At 73.4% G+C, this 17,597-nt stretch carries 11 protein-coding genes and 1 pseudogene; 2 read left to right on the top strand and 10 right to left on the bottom strand.

The features are described 5' to 3' along the window. Window positions 1–87 precede the first annotated feature (87 nt). Entirely contained in the window at window positions 88–3,996 is a 3,909-nt protein-coding gene (locus BJ961_RS12000) for a glycoside hydrolase family 2 TIM barrel-domain containing protein (protein ID WP_271321284.1), read from the bottom strand. A 282-nt stretch (window positions 3,997–4,278) separates the two neighbouring features. On the opposite strand from BJ961_RS12000, the gene BJ961_RS11995 reads away from it, so the two are divergent. Then, entirely contained in the window at window positions 4,279–5,673 is a 1,395-nt protein-coding gene (locus BJ961_RS11995) for a ricin-type beta-trefoil lectin domain protein (RefSeq protein ID WP_271321283.1), read from the top strand. Between the two features lie 15 nt (window positions 5,674–5,688). Here the strand turns inward: BJ961_RS11995 and BJ961_RS11990 are convergent, their stop codons facing one another. From BJ961_RS11990 to BJ961_RS11970, 5 genes and pseudogenes are all read right to left on the bottom strand, one after another. Beyond that, complete coding sequence (locus tag BJ961_RS11990) at window positions 5,689–6,357, bottom strand: ABC transporter ATP-binding protein (RefSeq protein WP_271321282.1); 669 nt, start codon at window positions 6,355–6,357, stop codon at window positions 5,689–5,691. Then, window positions 6,350–7,304 (bottom strand): annotated as a pseudogene (locus tag BJ961_RS11985) (ABC transporter ATP-binding protein). The gene BJ961_RS11990 and the pseudogene BJ961_RS11985 overlap by 8 nt, the downstream one beginning before the upstream one ends. Window positions 7,305–7,354: 50 nt before the next feature. Beyond that, complete coding sequence (locus BJ961_RS11980; protein WP_271321281.1) at window positions 7,355–8,251, bottom strand: ABC transporter permease; 897 nt, start codon at window positions 8,249–8,251, stop codon at window positions 7,355–7,357. 5 nt (window positions 8,252–8,256) lie between these two features. Beyond that, a complete protein-coding gene (locus BJ961_RS11975) occupies window positions 8,257–9,225 on the bottom strand; it encodes an ABC transporter permease (RefSeq protein ID WP_271417021.1) in 969 nt (322 codons plus the stop codon). 32 nt (window positions 9,226–9,257) lie between these two features. After that, window positions 9,258–10,868, bottom strand: a complete 1,611-nt coding sequence (locus BJ961_RS11970) for an ABC transporter substrate-binding protein (protein ID WP_271321280.1) — start codon at window positions 10,866–10,868, stop codon at window positions 9,258–9,260. Window positions 10,869–11,206: 338 nt separating this feature from the next. Here BJ961_RS11970 and BJ961_RS11965 point away from each other — a divergent pair, with 338 nt between their 5' ends. Further along, window positions 11,207–12,391 (top strand): Cmx/CmrA family chloramphenicol efflux MFS transporter, encoded by a 1,185-nt coding sequence (locus tag BJ961_RS11965; protein ID WP_271417020.1) that lies wholly within the window; start codon window positions 11,207–11,209, stop codon window positions 12,389–12,391. 19 nt (window positions 12,392–12,410) lie between these two features. On the opposite strand, the gene BJ961_RS11960 is transcribed toward BJ961_RS11965, so the two are convergent. From BJ961_RS11960 to BJ961_RS11945, 4 genes are all read right to left on the bottom strand, one after another. After that, window positions 12,411–12,920, bottom strand: coding sequence for an O-acetyl-ADP-ribose deacetylase (locus BJ961_RS11960; RefSeq protein WP_271321279.1), 510 nt, complete (start codon window positions 12,918–12,920; stop codon window positions 12,411–12,413). A 373-nt stretch (window positions 12,921–13,293) separates the two neighbouring features. Continuing rightward, window positions 13,294–14,703 (bottom strand): phytoene desaturase family protein, encoded by a 1,410-nt coding sequence (locus BJ961_RS11955; RefSeq protein WP_271321278.1) that lies wholly within the window; start codon window positions 14,701–14,703, stop codon window positions 13,294–13,296. 109 nt (window positions 14,704–14,812) lie between these two features. Further along, window positions 14,813–15,658, bottom strand: coding sequence for an inositol monophosphatase family protein (locus BJ961_RS11950; protein ID WP_271321277.1), 846 nt, complete (start codon window positions 15,656–15,658; stop codon window positions 14,813–14,815). Window positions 15,659–15,755: 97 nt separating this feature from the next. After that, window positions 15,756–17,591: a gamma-glutamyltransferase family protein gene (locus BJ961_RS11945; RefSeq protein ID WP_271321276.1), complete on the bottom strand. Its 1,836-nt coding sequence runs from the start codon at window positions 17,589–17,591 to the stop codon at window positions 15,756–15,758. Window positions 17,592–17,597: the final 6 nt, after the last annotated feature.

Below are 17,597 nucleotides of genomic sequence, written 5' to 3'. Positions count from 1 at the left end.
GTCCAGGATGGCCCGCGGAACGGGTGGGGGCTGGCGGGAATCCGACATGGACGTCACGCTTCCTGGCCTCTCGTGTGCCGGTCCGGCCTACTCGGTCGCCGTGCGCCGCCGGGAGGCCGACATGGCGTCACGGACGTCGGTGAGGGGGCGCAGCCGGTAGGTGTAGGCGTAGTCCCGGGCGGCGAAGAGCTTGAACTCCTCGTGGGTGTGCGCGCCCCAGCTGTTGTCGCCGCCGACACCCATCTGGCGGTGGTTGAGGCGCAGGACGACCTCGTCCCTCGGGGTGAGCTGGTAGTCGTGCCGTACGCCGGTCGACAGGTCCTCCGGGGTGAAGTGCGAGGCGTTGGCCTCCAGCAGGGGTTCGCCGCAGGCGAGCAGGCCGACGCCGTGGCGGTCGGTGAGGGCGATCCAGCGGACGTCGGTCTTGTTGCCGTTCTCCTGGGGGCGGATGTACGGGGTCCACTGGTCGGCGACGGTCCCGGAGTACAGGCCGACGTCCGTGCCGTCGTTGCGGTCCCAGTGGTTCTCCTCGGGGCCGCGGCCGTACCAGTGGACGCGGTCCAGGCGGCCCGGCAGGAACAGCATCGTGCCGACCTCGGGGATGTAGGGCAGGCTCGCGGCGCCCGGGTGCAGGGTGTTGTCGACCTTGATCTCGCCGTTGCCGAACACCGTGTACGTGGTGGTGTACGCCGACTCGGTCGTGGTCGGCAGGGTGCCGGTGACCCTGACCTCGACGGCGCGGCCGCCGAGGGCGCGTACGGCGACGTCGGTGACCTTCCGGCGGGCGCCCGCGTCGCGCCAGGTCTGGTTGCGGGTGTGCTGACCGTTGCCCTTGTCGTTGTCGGTGGGCGCGCGCCAGAAGTTGGGCACGGGCCCGGAGGTGATGAGGGGGGTTCCCTTCGCCTCGTAGGAGGTGAGGGTGCCGGTGGTCTTGTCGACCGTGACCGAGAAGCCCTTGCCGCTCACCCGGACGTCCTTCGCACCGTCCTGGTGGCGCAGGACGGGGACGCTCTCCAGGCGTGCGGGGGCCGGGGCGGCGGAGCCGGTCTCGACGGGCAGTTGCTGCCGGGCCACCTCGAAGCCCGCCTTCGCCCAGGGCGTGGACTCCTTGGTGGTGAAGGCGAGTTGGAGGAAGTACTCGGTGCCGGGGGCCGGGTCGTCCGGCAGCCTGACGGGGACGGTGATGTTCTTGTCCGACCTCGGGGACACGTCCAGTTGTTCCCGGGTCAGCTTCCCGTGCCGTACGACCTCGCCGTCGGCGACGAGTTCCCAGCGGCCGTCGAACTCGCGCAGCGAGGTGAACAGGTACTCGTTGGTGAGGGTGACGTCACCGGGTCCGCCGCCGGGGGTGCGGGCGGCGTTGATCGCCTGGTAGACGCGTTTGACCTCGGCGGCCTTGCCGGTGTGGCCGCGGTCGGCGGTGATGATGCCGTCCGCGACGAAGGCGCCGTCGTTGGGGTTGTCGCCCCAGTCGCCGCCGTAGGCGAGGAACGTCCTGTCCCGGGGCCGCTTCTTCTCGCTCTTCACGGTGGCCGCGTCGAACCAGAACCGGACGCCGTCGTCACCGGGTCCGCGGCCGTCGGAGGCGAGTTCGGCGGCGTCGAGGGCGCGGGCGTAGACGCGGGCGTGGCGGATGGTGCCGCTGAACTCGCGTACCTGGTTGTCGGCGTCGGTGGCGAGCGCGAGGGGCGCGGTGTTGCTGCTGGGGCGCCGGTCGGTGGTGCGGGTGGCCCGCTCGACGCCGTCGACGTGGAGGGTCAGGGTCCCGGCGTCGGCGTCGAAGACGCCCGCGAGGTGGTGCTCGCTGCCGGTCCAGTCGTCCGGCAGCTGCCAGTTCGCGGTGATCCACTGGCCGGCGGAGTGGATGAAGAACTCCAGTGTCCGGCCGTTCTGCTTGAGCGCGTACTGGGTGTCGCCCTTGGCGAGGATCGGCTGGTGGTACCCCGTCACGTGCGGGGTGATCCAGGCTTCCAGGGTCAGGGAGCCGGTGAGGTCGAGACTGTCGTCGCGCTCGAAGACCGTGATGCCGGACAGGCCCTTGTCGCGGTCGAGGGTGCCGCGGGTGGCGAGGATCTCGCCGCGCAGCCCGGCCGGTCCCGCCTCGGTGAGCAGGGTGCGGGCGGGGACGGGGGTGTGGAGGGACTGGTCGACGAAGTCCCAGATCCAGCCGCCCTGGAGCACGTCGTGGGCGCGCACCAGGTCCCAGTACTTCTTGAAGTTGCCGGTGGAGTTGCCCATCGAGTGGGCGTACTCGATCATCACGTACGGCCGGGTGTCGGACGTGTCCTTCGCCCGCTGCTCGACGCGCTGCGGGCTGTCGTACATCTCCGAGCGGATGTCGCTGATGCCGGGGCGGTCGTCGCCCTCGTACTGGATGACGCGGGTGGTGTCGTAGGAGCGGATCCAGTCGTGCATGGCGTTGAAGGTGGAGCCGCCGCCCGCCTCGTTGCCGAGCGACCAGATGACGACCGAGGCGTGGTTCTTGTCGCGGTGGACCATGTTCTGGGCGCGGGCCACGCAGGCGGCGGTCCAGTCGGGGTGGTCGCCGGGGTACTCGTCGCGGATGCCGTGGGTCTCGAGGTTGGTCTCGTCGACGAGGTAGAGGCCGTACTCGTCGGCCAGTTCCAGCCACTGCGGGTTGTTCGGGTAGTGCGAGGTGCGGACGCTGTTCATGTTCATCCGCTTGATGATCCTGATGTCCTCGACCATGTCCTCGCGGGTGAGGGCGGTGCCGCGGGACGGGTGCATCTCGTGGCGGTTGGTGCCGCGGAAGGAGACCGGCTCGCCGTTGATCCGCATCAGCCCGTCCTTGAGCGCGAACTCGCGGAAGCCGACCCGGTGCGAGAGGGTCTCCGTCACCTTGCCCGCCGGGTTCCGCAGGCGCAGCACGGCCGTGTAGAGGTTCGGGTGCTCGGCCGACCAGAGCCGGGGCCCGGGCACGGCCCTGGCGGCCCGGACGGTGACGTCCTGCCCGGCGCCGGCCGCGCCGACCTCGACGGGCTGCTGGAGGGGCCGGGACCAGACGGCGTGGCCGCGCGCGTCGTACAGCTGGGTCTCGACGGTGTAGCGCCCGGTGCCGCCCTCGCCGTACGCCCGCACGCTCGCGGTGACGGCCAGTTCGGCGCCGGTGTAGGTGTCGTCGAGGTGGGTGTCGAGCTTGAAGTCGCGCAGGTGCACGGCCGGGGTGGAGTAGAGGTGGACCGAGCGGAAGATGCCGCTCAGCCGGATCATGTCCTGGTCCTCCAGCCAGTCGCCGTCGGAGTAGCGGTAGACCTCGACGGCGATCTGGTTGGTGCCCGGCTTGAGGTGGTCGGTGACGTCGTACTCGGAGGGTGTGTAGGAGTCCTCGTCGTAGCCGACCAGTTCGCCGTTGATCCAGACGTAGTGCGCGGACTTGACGCCCTCGAAGTGCAGGAAGGTGCGGCGGCCCTTCCAGTCGCGGGGCACGGTGAAGGTGCGCCGGTACTGGCCGACCGGGTTGTAGCGGGTCGGCGCGGCGGGCGGCTGCGGGTCCTCGCCGAGGCCGTTGGGGCCCATGTACGGGTAGGTGATGTTCAGGTAGATGGGGTGGTCGTGGCCGTGCAGCTGCCACACGGAGGGGACGGGGATGGTCTCCCAGTCCGTGTCGTCCACGTCGGTGCGGTGGAAGTCGGCGTCCCGGACCTCGGGGCGTTCGGCGTAGGCGAACTTCCAGGTACCGTCGAGGCTCAGCCGGTAGGGCGAGCGGGTACGGTCGCCGGCGAGGGCCTGCTTGTCGTCCGCGTACGGCATGAGCGTGGTGTGCGGCGGTTCGGTGCCGAGCCGGAAGACCCCGAAGTCGTTCCACTCCGGTGCTTCGCCGGCGGCCTGGCGCCGCCCCGCCGCGGTGACGGGCGACGGTGAGAGGGTGAGCGCGACCAGGACGGCGGCCCCGCCCTCCAGGAGGCGGCGGCGGCTGACGACCGGGCGGGGCGGGCGGGCCGGTGATTCGGCGGGGGACGCGGGCGAAAGCGGCATGACCGTGGCCTTCCGTGGACTTCGGGGGCGGCTCGACGCACGATGCCGCGAGAGCAGTTGGCGTTGGGGCGGTACTCAACTGCCGATGCCGCGGCGACTACTGAGTCAGGGGTCACCCTAGGACCCGAACACAACCGAATCAATTATCCCGTCGGACTTTGTTCGTTCCTGGTGAGAAGGGAGGGGTTCGGTGCGACGGGTCATCCGGCCCGGCCCGTTGGGGCAGCCAGGAGTGCCCGAAGGGCCCCTGACGAGGGCTCGGCGCCCACGTAACGTCTCCCTGTGAGCCTGTGGACTTCCCTGGAGCCCGTGTCCGCGACCGTGGACCCCGGCAGCAGTACGCGCGTACGGCTGCGGGTACGCAATACCGGTGACGTGGTGGACGAGTACCGGTTCGAGCCGGTCGGGGACACGGCGCCCTGGACGACGGTCGAACCGCAGACCCTGCGGCTGTATCCGGGCACGACCGGCACGGTGGAGCTGACGTTCGCCCCGCCGAGGACGCCGGACGCGGTGGCCGGCCCCAACCCGTACGCGGTGCGGATCACGCCGACGGAGCATCCGGACGCGGTGACGGTGCCGGAGGGCAACCTCACCATCACGCCGTTCACCGAGGTGCGGGCCGAGCTGGTCCCGCCGACGGTGAAGGGCAGGTTCCGGGGGCGTCCGAAGCTGGCGGTGGACAACCTCGGCAACACGAAGGTGACCGCGTCGGTCGCGGGCAGCGACACCGGCGACCACCTGTCGTACGAGATCCGGCCGTCGAACGTGCAGATCGAGCCCGGCCGCGCGGCGTTCGTGGAGACGACGCTGAAGCCGAAGCGGGTCATCTGGTTCGGGGCGAAGGAGGAGCGGCCGTACACGCTGGCCGTGCGCCGCTCCGGCGTCGACCCGACCGACGTGGAGGGGACGTACGTCCAGCGGGGGTTCCTGCCGCGCTGGCTCGCCACGTTCTTCGGGATCTTCGTCGCCCTCGCCATCGCGTTCGTGATGATCTGGATCGCCTACAAGCCCCAGGTCCGCACCAGCGCCACCGAGCAGACGCAGCAGGCGGGCGCCGCGCTCGCGCCCAGCCCCAGCGCGAGCCCGGAACTCCTGCCCAGCACCGCCGAGTCCGCGCCCGCCGAGCAGCCGCAGGCGCAGCGGCCCGAGGCCACGCAGGAGCCGAAGGACGACGGCGGCGAACAGGCACCGGCTCCCGAGAAGCCCGAGAAGGAGACGTCGGGCGGAGGCGGAGGCGGAGGCGGAGGCGAGGAGAAGCCGAAGGCCGAGACGCCCGAGGAGCCCGTCGCGCCCGGCACGACCATCTACGGTCACGCCTCGAACCGCTGCATCGAGGTGGCGGGTCACAAGTGGAGGGACGGTGCGCCGCTGCAGATCGCGGACTGCACCGGCAAGAACTGGCAGAAGTGGGACTTCCGTCCCGACGGCACGATCCGTTCGCTGGGCCTGTGCATGGACGCCACCTGGGGCGGCACGGCCAACGGCACGGTCGTCCAGGTCGCCGTGTGCAGCGGCAACCCGGCCCAGCAGTTCATCCTGGCCGGCCCCCGTGACCTGGTGAACGTGCAGGCCAACAAGTGCGTGGACGTCGTCGACGAGAAGACGGGCAACGGTGCCAGGCTCCAGCTCTGGGAGTGCAGCGGCCGCGACAACCAGAAGTGGAGCACCCGCTGACGCACCCGAGGCGGGTCAGTGCTCCGCCGGGGGTACCAAGGAGGCCCACTCGACGGTGCGGTCGCACCAGCGGTCGAGGAGCGGACGGTCGTGGCCGACGGCCAGCAGGCCCGCGCCACTGGCGGCCCGGTAGTCCTCGACGACCCGCACCAGGGCGGCCGTGGTCGACGCGTCGAGCATCGCCGTCATCTCGTCGCACACCAGCCAGCGCGGGCGAAGTACCAGGGCGCGGGCCAGGCAGGCGCGCTGCAACTGGCCGTCGCTGACCTCGTGCGGGCGCCTGGTCAGCAGGTCGGCGGTCAGGCCCACGGTCGCGGACAGGTCGGCGACCCGGTCGGCGGCGCCGTCCCGTCGGCCGGTGGCACGCAGCGGCTCGGCGATCAGGTCGGCCAGCGTCAGCCGGGGGTCCGCGGAGAGACGTGCCTGCTGGAAGACGACGCCGAAGGCGGTGCGCCGGGCGCGGGGGGCCCGGTGCCGCCAGTGACGCACGGGTGCGCCGTCGACGACCAGGGTGCCGGCGTCGGGTGGGTGCAGCAGGGCCGCGACGCGGGCGAGGGTGGACTTGCCGCAGCCGCTGGGGCCGAGCAGCCCGACCGCCTGCCCCGGCTCCACCGACAGGGAGACGTCCCGGAACACGGGCGCCTTCCCGTCGTATCCGGCGGTGACGGTACGCAGTTCAAGCACGGTCGGCGGCCTCCGTGAGCGCGGCGTGCGGATGGTGGCAGGCCACCGCGTGGCGCAGCGGGGGCAGGTCGGCGCAGGCGTCGGTGGCCCGCCCGCAGCGGGCGGCGAAGGCGCAGCCGTCGGGGAGGGCGCCGAGTTCGGGCGGCAGGCCGGGTATGGGGACGAAGGCGCGGTCGGGCAGCGCGTCGAGCAGGCCCCGGCTGTAGGGGTGGCGCGGGCCGGGGGTGCCGAAGAAGGCGGCGACGTCGGCGAGTTCGACGATGCGGCCGGCGTACATCACGGCGATCCGGTCGGCGATGCGCTCGGCGGCGGCCAGGTCGTGGGTGATCATCAGCAGGGCGCGGTCCTCGTCGTCGCGCCGGGCGCCCGGGCCGTCCGCCCGGTCGACATGGCGTCGTAGTTCGTCGACGGTGCGGTCCACCAGGTCCCGGTCGAGCCCGGTGGTCGGCTCGTCGGCGAGCAGCAGGGGGGGCGTCCCCCACGAGGGCGAGGGCGGTGGCGGCGCGCTGGGCGAGGCCGCCGGAGAGTTCGTGCGGGTGGTGGTCGAGGTGGTCCGGGGGGAACGCGGCGCGCTCGGCGGCGGCCTCCGCGGCCCGGCGCAGGGCGGTGCGGCCGCCGCGGACCGCGGTGAGCCGCGCGACCGTCTCCTCCAGTTGTGAGCGGACGGTGCGGACGGGCGTGAGGTGGGCGGCCGGGCTCTGCGGGACGAGGCCGATCAGCCGGCCGCGTACGGTGCGGGCGAAGGTCCGCTCGTCGGCGGCGAGGAGGTCGAGGTCGCCGAGGAGTGCGCGTCCGGCGGTCCGCGCGTTGCCGGGCAGCAGCCCCAGCAGGGCGGAGGCGAGGACCGACTTGCCGCAGCCGCTCTCGCCGATCAGGGCCAGGCACTCGCCGGCCGCCACGTCGAAGTGCGCGTCGGTGACGGCGGCGACACGGCGCCCGCCCGGCATGAGGAAGCGCACCGACAGGCCGCGTACCGACAGCACGGGGGCTCGCCCGGTCACAGCATCAGCTCCGATCGGCGGCGCGGGTTGATCCGCTCCCGCCAGGCGCCCGCGAGACCGGCGACGGCGAGGGTGGGCACGATGATGAACAGGCCGGGGAAGAGGGTCGGCCACCACTGCCCGGCCAGCAGTGAGCCCCGCGCCTCCTGGACCAGGTTGCCGAGGCTCGCGGTGTGGGTGGGCAGGCCGAGGCCGAGGAAGGACAGCGCCGACTCGTGCCACATGGCGTGCGGCACCATCAGTACGGCGGCCAGCGCGGCCTGGGGCAGCACGCCCGGCAGCAGATGCCGTACGGCGACCCGCCACCGGGAGGCGCCCCCGGAGACGGCGGCGTCGACGTAGGGGCGGGAGCGCAGGGACAGCACCTCGGCGCGGACGATGCGCGCGGTGGACAGCCAGTGGGTGACGGTGACGGAGGCCACCACGGGCCAGACGCCGGGCCGGAACATCGCGACGACGAAGATGCCCAGCAGCAGGTGGGGCACGGCGGAGAGGGTGTCGACGACCCGCATGGCGGCGCGGTCGACCCAGCCGCCGAGCGCTCCGGCGGTGGCGCCCACGGCGGTGCCGACGACCGTCGCCGTCAGGGCCGCCGCCACCCCGACGAGCAGGGAGACCCGCAGGCCGTACACGCAGCGCAGGAGCAGGTCGCGGCCGACGTCGTCGGTGCCGAACGGGTGCTGGAGGCTGGGCGGCCGCAGCTTGGCGGCCAGATCGACGGCCTGCTGGTCGAGTCGCACCAGCGGCGGCACGAGCAGCACGGCGAGCACGGTCAGGGCCAGCAGCACGGCCAAGGTGCGCAGGCGCAGGGTGCGGGTGGAGCGGCGGTCGCCGCCGCGGGAGCGCCGGACCGGCCCGGTCGGCCGTGTCTTCTCGGCAGCGGTGTCAGCCATGGACTTCACATCTCACTGTGCTTCACCCTCGGGTCGAAGAGTCCGTAGAGCAGGTCGGCGAACAGGTTGCCGACGAGTACGGCGGCGGTGGCGAGGACGGTCAGGGCGGCGAGGAGCGGGAAGTCGACGGCGGTGGCCGCCTCGACGGTGGCGGCGGCGATGCCCGGCCAGCTGAAGACGGTCTCCACCAGCAGGGCGCCGGTGATGAGTTCGGGGACGCGGGAGCCGATCAGGGTGAGCACCGGCAGCAGTCCCGAGCGCAGGGCGTGTCCGATCAGGACGGTGCCCTCCCCCAGCCCGCGGGCCCGCGCGCCGCGCACCGGGTCCTCCGCCAGGGCGTCGCCGACGCCCTGGCGCACGTAGAGGACGAACCAGGGCAGTTGGGAGACGGCGAGCACGCCGGCGGGCAGCACGAGGTGGCTCGCGACCTGGCCCGCGGTGACCTGTTCGCTGGCGGTGTCGGTCAGGCCGCCGGCCGGCAGGACGTCCCACTGGAGGGCGAACAGCCACACGGCGAGCAGCGCGGTCCAGAACACCGGAGCCGCTTCCAGGATGTACGCGAGGGAGGTGACCGCCCGGTCGAGCGGCGAGCCGGGGCGGCGGGCGGCCAGGACGCCGAGGAGCGTGCCGAGCGTGACGGCGAGGGCGAAGGCGACGGCGCACAGCAGCGCGGACCAGACGAGGCGTTCGCCGATCACCTGGGTCACCGGCTGCCGCAGCACGCCGGAGTGGCCGAGGTCTCCGGTGAGGGCGGAGGTCAGCCAGTCCCACCAGCGGGTGACGAAGGACTGGTCCACACCGAGGTTCTCCCGCAGCCGGTCCAGGGTCTCCTGGTCGGCGCCGAGCGCGGCGGTGCCGGCGTAGGCCTTGACGGGGTCGAAGGGGGAGGCGGCGGCGATGGCGAACACGCCGAAGGTGACGACGAGGACGACGGGGACGGCGAACAGGGCCCGCCGCCCCGCCAGCCGCGCCATCGGGCCCCAGGGCAGCCGTCGGGCGGTGCGGATCACTTCTTGGGCTGCCAGTCCTCGATGTTCCACCAGGGCCCGCTGGCGAAGCCGTGCTCGTGCGGCTCCAGTTGGGTGGTGAGAGCGTCCCAGCGGTCGGCGAGGACATAGAGGTGGTCGATGTGGGTGAGGAAGGTGTACCCGGGATCCTCGACGAGGGCCTGCTGGATCCGGTCGTAGGCGGCCGCCCGCTCGCTCGGGTCCTGGCCGCGGCGTCCGGTGTCGAGGGCCTCGTCCACGGCCGGGTTGGCGTAGTGGGCCATGTTGTTGAAGCCGTCGCCGGCGAGCGAGGAGTGCAGCAGGGTGTAGAGGCCGAAGTCGGGGTCGCCGACGCTGCCGAGGCCCGCGAGGACCGCGTCGGTGCTCAGCCGCGGTTCGATGACTTCCCAGGTGGCGCCCTCGACCTTCACCTCGATGCCGGCCTTCTTGGCGTCGGAGGCGTAGGCGAGCGCGTGGTCCTGGCGGACCTTGTCGCCGGACGGGTAGTACAGGGTGAAGGAGGCGCGCTGTCCGTCCTTGGCGCGGACGCCGCCGGAGCCGGGCTTCCAGCCGGCCCCGTCCAGGATGCGCTTGGCCCCGGCGAGGTCGTGCGGGCGCTCGATGCCGCGCCGGTACCAGGGGTCGTCGACGGGCAGCGGCCCGTACGCCGGCCTGCCCGCGCCGTCGAGGATCTTGTCGACCATGGCCTGCCGGTCCACGGCGGCGTCCAGGGCCCGGCGGATCGCGCGGTCGCCGGTGACCTTGCCGCCGGTGGGCAGGGTGACGGCCCGGAAGTCGTAGGACCTGGCCCGATACGTGCGTCTGCCGTCGTCCTTCTCGAAGGTGGCGGCCAGGTTGGGCGGCAGGACGGCGCCGTCGAGGTCACCTGAGCGCAGCCGGGTGGCGCGTACGTTGTCGTCGGCGATGACGGCCATGGTGAACGACTTCACCGCGGGCCTGTCGCCCCAGTAGTGCGGGTTGGCCTTGAAGCCGAGCTTCTCGCCCTTGCTCCAGTGGGTGAGCACATACGGTCCGGTGCCGACGGGCTCGGTGTTGAACTCTCCGGTGTTGGGGTCCTGCCGGCCCGCGACGTGTTCGGGGACGATGGGCAGGACGGTGCGGTCGGCGAAGGGCGCGTACGGGTACTTGAGGGTGAAGACGACGGTGTCGTCCCCGTCGGCGCGGACGTTCTGGACGGCGTCGAGTTCGCTGCGGGCGGTGTTGTTGGTCTTCTCGTCGAGGACGGTGCGGTAGGTGTAGACGACGTCCGCGGACGTCAGCGGTTCCCCGTCGCTGAACTTCACGCCGTCGCGCAGGGTGTAGGTGTACGTCCGGCCGCCGTCGGCGATCTCGGGCAGTGCGGTGGCGAGCGCGGGCTCGAGCTTCAGGTCGGTGTCGCGGGCGAGCAGCCCGTCGAAGATCTTGGAGTTGCCGTCCTTGCCGTAGCCGAGGAGCGGGCTGAGCGTGTCCGGCTCGGAGCCCACTCCGATCACGACGGATTCGGCCGCCTCGCCCCCGTCGTCCGTGCCGCCGTCCCCGGGCGCGGAGCAGGCGGAGACGCCGGCGACGAACGCCGCCGCGGCGGCGGCACTCCGTAGCGGACGGGTCCGATGGATCCGACGGGCTGTCATGTCTCCCCCACGCTTGTTGTCGATGCGAGGTTATTGCACATCAGTTGCAGTAGTGCGTCAAGCTGGTGTTCGGTCAGACGTCGGACCAGGTCGGGGAGCATGCGTCGGCGAAATCCGGATGCCCCGGCCGGTGCCGGTGGGGTAGCGTGCGGCTCATGTCGAGTCCTGTGTCGGACAAGGTGGGGGCTTTCGGTCACGCCGTCAGCCCCCTGAACCACTGAGCCCGTAACCCCTGTCGTCGTACCGCGTCCGAGCGGTCCGACAGGCGTACCCTCCCGGGGCGGCGGCGGTGACGAGATGCCCCTCGTACCCCCTCTCGCCCCGGAGCCGACTCGATGCTGCCCCTCCCCCTCTACCTGCTCGCCCTGGCGGTCTTCGCCATGGGCACCTCCGAGTTCATGCTGGCCGGCCTGGTGCCGGACATCGCCGCGGATCTCGACGTCACCGTCGCGACGGCGGGCACGCTCACCTCGGCCTTCGCCGTCGGCATGGTCGTCGGGGCCCCGCTCATGGCGGCGCTCGCCCGTCACCGTCCCGGCCGGTCCAGCCTGCTGGGCTGCGTCCTGGTCTTCCTGACCGCCCACGCGGCGGGCGCCGTCGTCTCCGACTTCGCCCTCCTGTTCGCGACCCGGGTGGTCGCGGCCCTGGCCAACGCCGGTTTCCTCGCCGTGGCCCTGACGACGGCGGCCGCGCTCGTCCCGGCTGACCGCAAGGGCCGCGCGCTCTCCGTCCTGCTCGCGGGCACCACGGTCGCCACCGTCGCCGGTGTCCCCGGCGGCGCGCTGCTCGGCACGGCGCTCGACTGGCGGGCCACGTTCTGGGCGGTCGCCGCCCTCTGCGTGCCGGCGGCCCTCGGCATCCTCACCGGTGTCCCCGCGCGCCCCGCACGGCTGGACGCGACCGACGCTCCTGCGCTGCGCACGGAACTGGCCCGCCTCCGCGATCCGCGACTGCTGCGGGTCATGCTGCTCGGCGCCCTGGTCAACGCGGCGACCTTCGCGAGCTTCACCTTCCTCGCGCCCGTCGTCACCGGCACCGCCGCGCTGGACGAGTTGTGGATCTCCGTCGCCCTGGTCCTCTTCGGCGCCGGGTCCTTCGCCGGCGTCACCGTCGCGGGCCGGCTGTCCGACCGGCGCCCCGGGGCGGTCCTCGCGGTCACCGGCCCGCTGCTGCTCCTCGGCTGGCCGTCCCTGGCCCTCCTGGCCCACAGCCCCGTCGCGCTCCTCACCCTGGTGTTCACGCAGGGCGCGCTGTCCTTCGCCGTGGGCGCCACCCTGATCACCCGGGTCCTCTACGCGGCGTCGGGCGCCCCCACCATGGCCGGTTCCTACGCGACCGCGGCCCTCAACACCGGCGCCGCCGCGGGCCCCCTGCTCGCCGCGACGACCCTCGGCACGGCGGCCGGTGAGCTGGGTCCGCTGTGGGTGAGCGGGGGCCTGGTGGCCGTGGCGCTGGCCGTCGCGGGGTGGGGGCGGTGGACGGTGGTCCAGGCACCGGAGACCGGGACCCGCCCGCTGCGGTGAGGCGTGTGCCGCGCCGCGGTCAGCCCACCCGCTGCGCGAACGCCGCGTACGCCCGGTCGTCGAAGAGGACGAAGCGGGCCTCCGTGACCGAGGTGTCGGTGGTCCGCACGGTCTCCACGGCGATGCGGGCCGCGTCGTCCAGCGGCCAGTGGTAGACGCCGGTGGAGATCGCCGGGAAGGCGACCGTGCGGGCGCCCAGCTCGTCGGCGACGCGGAGGGATGCGCGGTAGCAGGAGGCGAGGAGGTCGGAGCGGTCCTCGGTGGTGCTGTGCACCGGGCCGACCGTGTGGATCACCCAGCGTGCGTCCAGGTCGCCCGCGGTGGTGGCGACGGCTCGGCCGGTGGGGAGGCCCTTGCCGAGGTGCCCCGCGCGCAGTTCGCGGCAGGCCGCGAGGATGGCGGGGCCGCCGCGCCGGTGGATGGCCCCGTCGACGCCGCCTCCGCCGAGGAGGGAGGAGTTGGCCGCGTTGACGATCGCGTCGACGCTCTCACGGGTGATGTCGCCCTGGACGAGGGTGAGGGTGGGCATGGACGGTCCTCGTTCGGCTCGGTATGGCTCGGTCGGGGGTGGGGTGGGTCGGGTCAGTCCGGGTCGGGGCCAGGTCCGGTTCGGTTGAAGCCCGGTCCGGGCCGGGTCTGGTTCGGGGTCGGTCCGGTTCGAGGTCGGAACCGGTTCGAGGCCACGTCCGGTCCGAGGCCACGTCCGGTCCGGGGCCAGGTTCGCGTCGGGGCCAGGTTCGCGTCGGGGACAGATCCGGTACGGGGTCGGGTCGCGTCCGGAGTGGGGTCTGGTCCGGTTCGCGGTCGGGCCCGGTTCGCGGTCGGGCCCGGGTCGGAGCCGGTTCACGGTCCGGACCCGGGCGGGGGCAGGTCCGGCTCGGGGGCAGGTCCGGTTCGGGGGGTCAGGTCTGGCGGAGTCTGCGCCAGACGGCCTTCGCCGCGTTGTGGCCCGACATGCCGTGGACACCGGGGCCCGGCGGCGTGGCCGACGAGCAGATGAAGACGGCCGGGTGCGGCGTCGAGTACGGGAAGAGGGACAGCTTGGGGCGCAGCAGGAGTTGGAGGCCGGACACCGCGCCGGAGGCGATGTCGCCGCCGACGTAGTTGGCGTTGCGGGCGGCGAGTTCGGGCGGGCCCGCGGTGGCGCGGGCGAGGACGCGGTCGCGGAAGCCGGGCGCGAAGCGCTCCAGTTGGCGTTCGACGGCGTCCGTGAGGTCGCCGGTCCAGCCGTTGGGGACGTGGCCGTAGGCCCAGAAGACGTGCCGGCCGGCCGGGGCCCGGGTGGGGTCGGCGACGCCGGGCTGCACGGTGATGAGGAACGGCCGCTCGGGCGCGCGGTCGGTGCCGGAGGCGGCGTCCAGGGCGGCGCCGATCTCCGCGCTGTCGGCGCCGATCTGTACGGTGCCCGCGCTGCGGGGCTCCTCGGCCGTCCACGGGACGGGGCCGTCCAGCGCGTAGTCGATCTTGAAGACGCCGGGGCCGTAGCGGTAGTTCGCGTAGTGGTTGCCGAGGCCCGCGATGCGGGCCAGGGCGGTGGGCGAGGTGTCGAAGACGTACGCCCGGGCGGGCGGCAGGTCGTCGAGGCGTTTGACCTCGTAGTCGGTGTGGACCGTGCCGCCGAGGTCCTTCAGGTAGGCGGTGAGGGCGTCGGAGATGGACTGGGAGCCGCCGCGGGCCACGGGCCAGCCGCGGGCGTGCGCGGCGAGGGCGAAGACCAGGCCTATGGCGCCGGTGGCGAGGCCGCCGAGCGGGGCCATGACGTGCGCGACGAGCCCGGCGAAGAGGGTCTTGGCCCGGTCGTCGCGGAAGCGGCGCATCAGCCACGTCGACGGGGGCAGCCCGACCAGTCCGAAACGGGCGAGGGTGACCGGGTCGCGGGGCAGCGCGGTCAGCGGCAGGGACATGAAGTCGCGGGCCAGCGTGTCCCACCTGGGCAGGAAACGCTCGACGAGTCTGCGGTACGCCCCCGCGTCGCGCGCTCCGAAGGAGGCGGCCGTCTCGCCGACCGACCGGGACAGCACCGCGGCCGAGCCGTCGAGGAAGGGGTGCGCCATGGGCAGCGCGGGGTGCAGCCACTGAAGGCCGTACCGCTCCAGGGGGAGGTCGCGGAAGGCCGGGGAATTGATGCCGAGCGGGTGCGCGGCCGAGCACGGGTCGTGCCGGAAGCCCGGCAGGGTCAGCTCCTCCGTGCGCGCGCCGCCGCCCACGGTGCCCCGCGCCTCGAACACGGCGACCGAGAAGCCGCGGCGGGCCAGCTCCACGGCAGCGGTCAGCCCGTTCGGCCCCGCACCCACTACGACCGCATCGAGCATCGACGGCACCTTCGGACCCCTTCGTCAGCCGATGGCCACTCGGGATCAGGATAGGCCCGGGGTCCGACAGCGCGCCGTCGCGGGGCGCACCCGCCGGCCCCCGGGGAGATCAGGCCTCGCCCGACAGCAGTGCCACCACTCGGCGGGCCGTGGCGGCGTCGCGGGCGGCGGTGAAGGGCAGGTCGTTGCCCCCCGTGATGCGGAAGGGCTCGCCCGAGCGGGTCAGGTGGGTGCCGCCCGCCTCCTCGACCAGCAGAATCCCCGCCGCGTGGTCCCACGCCGCTTCCCAGGAGAAGGCGGTGGCGTCGGACTCGCCCAGGGCGACCGCGAGGTACTCCAGGCCGGCCGAGCCGCAGGGGCGGGGGGCCAGGCCCGGGGTGCGCAGGGCCAGCAGGTCGCGCTTCTGCTCGTCGGTCGTGTAGTCCGGGTGGGAGGTGGCGATCCGCAGGTCGCGGCCGGGCTCGGGCGGTCCGGCGTACAGCCGCCCACCGTCCAGGAAGGCGCCCCGGCCCCGCACGGCCGTGGCGAGCCGGTCGTCGGCGGGGGCGTAGGTCCAGGAGGCGTGGACGACGCCGTGGTGGGCGAGCGCGACCAGGGTGCAGAAGCCCGATTCACCGCGCACGAACTGCCGTGTCCCGTCGACCGGGTCGACGATCCACACCGGTGCCTCGCCGCGTATCGCCTCGTACGACGCGGGGTTCGCGTGCACGGCCTCCTCGCCGACCACCACCGAGCCCGGCAGCAGGCCGGGCAGGACCTCGGTGAGGTACAGCTCGGCCTTGCGGTCGGCGTCCGTCACCAGGTCGTGCGGGCCGGCCTTCTGGTCGACCTCGTGGGCGGCGAGCCGGCGCCAACGCGGCATGATCTCCTGCGCGGCCGCCTTGCGGACGGCCTCCTCCACGTCGTCGGTGTGCCGGGCGAGAAACTCGTCGATGGTTTCGTTGGTCTCGATCATGACTCCATGAGAGCACGCGCCACTGACAATCCCCACCCGGGTGGTGTACTCCGGGCGGAATCGCCACGAACATCCGGTGCACGGGCGTGCGGGCCGGTCAGCGGCCCACCGCGTACCCCTGCATGCCGCGCGGGTTCGCCGCCGCCGACAGCACCCCGGTCGCCGGGTCCCGCGCGACGGCGCACAGCCGGCCCTCCGACCACGCCTCTCCCACGGTCACGTCGTGTCCGCGGCGCCGCAGCTCCTCGACGACCTCGCCCGGCATGCGGGACTCGACGGTGACGCTTCCCGCCCGCATGCCGCGCGGGAAGAAGGAACCGGGGAAGCTGTCGTTGTGCCAGTTCGGGGCGTCGATCGCGCCCTGGAGGTCGAGACCGCCGCGCACCCGCGCGCGCAGCGCGACCGCCAGGAAGAAGTGCGTCTGCCACTGGTCCTGCTGGTCGCCGCCGGGGGTGCCGAAGGCCATGACCGGCACCCCGTCGCGCAGGGCGACGGACGGGGTGAGCGTGGTGCGCGGGCGGCGGCCCGGCGTGAGCGAGTTAAGCAGGCCCTCCTCCAGCCAGGCCATCTGGAGGCGGGTGCCGAGCGGGAAGCCCAGTTCGGGCACGACCGGGTTGGACTGGAGCCAGCCGCCGCTGGGCGTGGCCGAGACCATGTTGCCCCAGCGGTCCACGATGTCGAGGTGGCAGGTGTCGCCTCGGGTGCCCCCGTCGGCGGTGACGTCCGGCTCGCCCGGGACCGGGGACGTCGGGCTCTTGGCGACCGTCGGCTCGCCCACCCCCAGGGCGTCGAGGCCCTCGCCCTCCACGGCCGCGACGAGCGCGTGCGCGCTGAGCCGCGGGGTGCGCCCGCCCGGGGCGCCGGGCCGCAGTTCGAAGGACGCCTTGTCACCGACGCGTTGCCGCCGCTCCGCGTTGTACCCGGGCGACAGCAGGTCGTCGAGCGGCACCCGGTCCGCGCCGTCCGCGTCGCCGTACCAGGCCTCCCGGTCGGCCATGGCGAGCTTGCAGCCCTCCACCAGCAGGTGGACGTAGTCGGCGGAGCCGTAGGCGGGCAGTTCGGGCGGGAGCAGCGCCAACTGCTGCAGCAGGACGGGCCCCTGGCTCCACGGGCCCGCCTTGCACAGGGTCCAGCCGTTCCAGTCGTACGTCGCCGGGGCCTCGTAGTGGGCGGACCAGTCGGCCAGGTCGGCGGCGGTCAGGGTGCCGGTGTGGCGTTCACCGCTGGTGTCCATGGTGGGCCGCCCGGCCTGCCGTACGAGGGCCTCGGCGACGAATCCCGCGCGCCAGACCTCCCGCGCCGCGTCGATCCGCGCCTCCCGGTCGCCCGCGCCGGCGGCCTCGGCGAGCAGCCGCTTCCAGGTCGCGGCGAGGGCGGGGTTGCGAAACAGCTCGCCGGGGCGGGGCGGTCGGCCGCCCGGCAGGTAGACGTCGGCGGAGGACTTCCACTCCGTCTCGAACAGTTCCCGGACGGTCTCGACGGTCTCCGTGAAGCGCTCCACGGGCGGGTGCCCGTGCTCGGCGTAGCCGATGGCGTACTTCAGCACGTCGGCCAGGGACTTGGTGCCGTGGTCGCGCAGCAGGAGCAGCCAGGCGTCGACGGCTCCGGGGACGGCGGCGGCGAGCGGTCCGGTACCGGGAACCAGGCCGAGTCCGAGCCCCTTGTAGTGCGCGACCGTCGCCCCGGCCGGCGCCACGCCCTGCCCGCAGAGCACCCGCACCTCTCCGTCCGCCGGCGCGAGCAGGATCGGGGCCTCTCCGGCGGGCCCGTTGAGGTGCGGCTCGACGACGTGCAGCACGAAGGCCCCGGCCACGGCGGCGTCGTAGGCGTTGCCCCCGTCCTCCAGCACGGCCATGGCCGACTGCGAGGCCAGCCAGTGGGTGGAGGCCACCATGCCGAAGGTGCCCTGGAGGGTGGGGCGGGTGGTGAACATACGGGC

This window comes from Streptomyces lienomycini (assembly GCF_027947595.1).
GTDB lineage: Bacteria > Actinomycetota > Actinomycetes > Streptomycetales > Streptomycetaceae > Streptomyces > Streptomyces lienomycini.
Note: the sequence above shows the minus strand (reverse complement) of the source record. Positions and strands in the feature narration are given on the sequence as shown.

Bases quoted from the DNA above. Each gene is read 5' to 3' on its own strand.
- BJ961_RS11945 (WP_271321276.1), bottom strand. From the start codon at position 17,591: ATGTTCACCACCCGCCCCACCCTCCAGGGCACCTTCGGCATGGTGGCC.
- BJ961_RS11980 (WP_271321281.1), bottom strand. From the start codon at position 8,251: ATGGCTGACACCGCTGCCGAGAAGACACGGCCGACCGGGCCGGTCCGG.
- BJ961_RS12000 (WP_271321284.1), bottom strand. From the start codon at position 3,996: ATGCCGCTTTCGCCCGCGTCCCCCGCCGAATCACCGGCCCGCCCGCCC.
- BJ961_RS11970 (WP_271321280.1), bottom strand. From the start codon at position 10,868: ATGACAGCCCGTCGGATCCATCGGACCCGTCCGCTACGGAGTGCCGCC.
- BJ961_RS11960 (WP_271321279.1), bottom strand. From the start codon at position 12,920: ATGCCCACCCTCACCCTCGTCCAGGGCGACATCACCCGTGAGAGCGTC.
- BJ961_RS11955 (WP_271321278.1), bottom strand. From the start codon at position 14,703: ATGCTCGATGCGGTCGTAGTGGGTGCGGGGCCGAACGGGCTGACCGCT.
- BJ961_RS11950 (WP_271321277.1), bottom strand. From the start codon at position 15,658: ATGATCGAGACCAACGAAACCATCGACGAGTTTCTCGCCCGGCACACC.
- BJ961_RS11975 (WP_271417021.1), bottom strand. From the start codon at position 9,225: ATGGCGCGGCTGGCGGGGCGGCGGGCCCTGTTCGCCGTCCCCGTCGTC.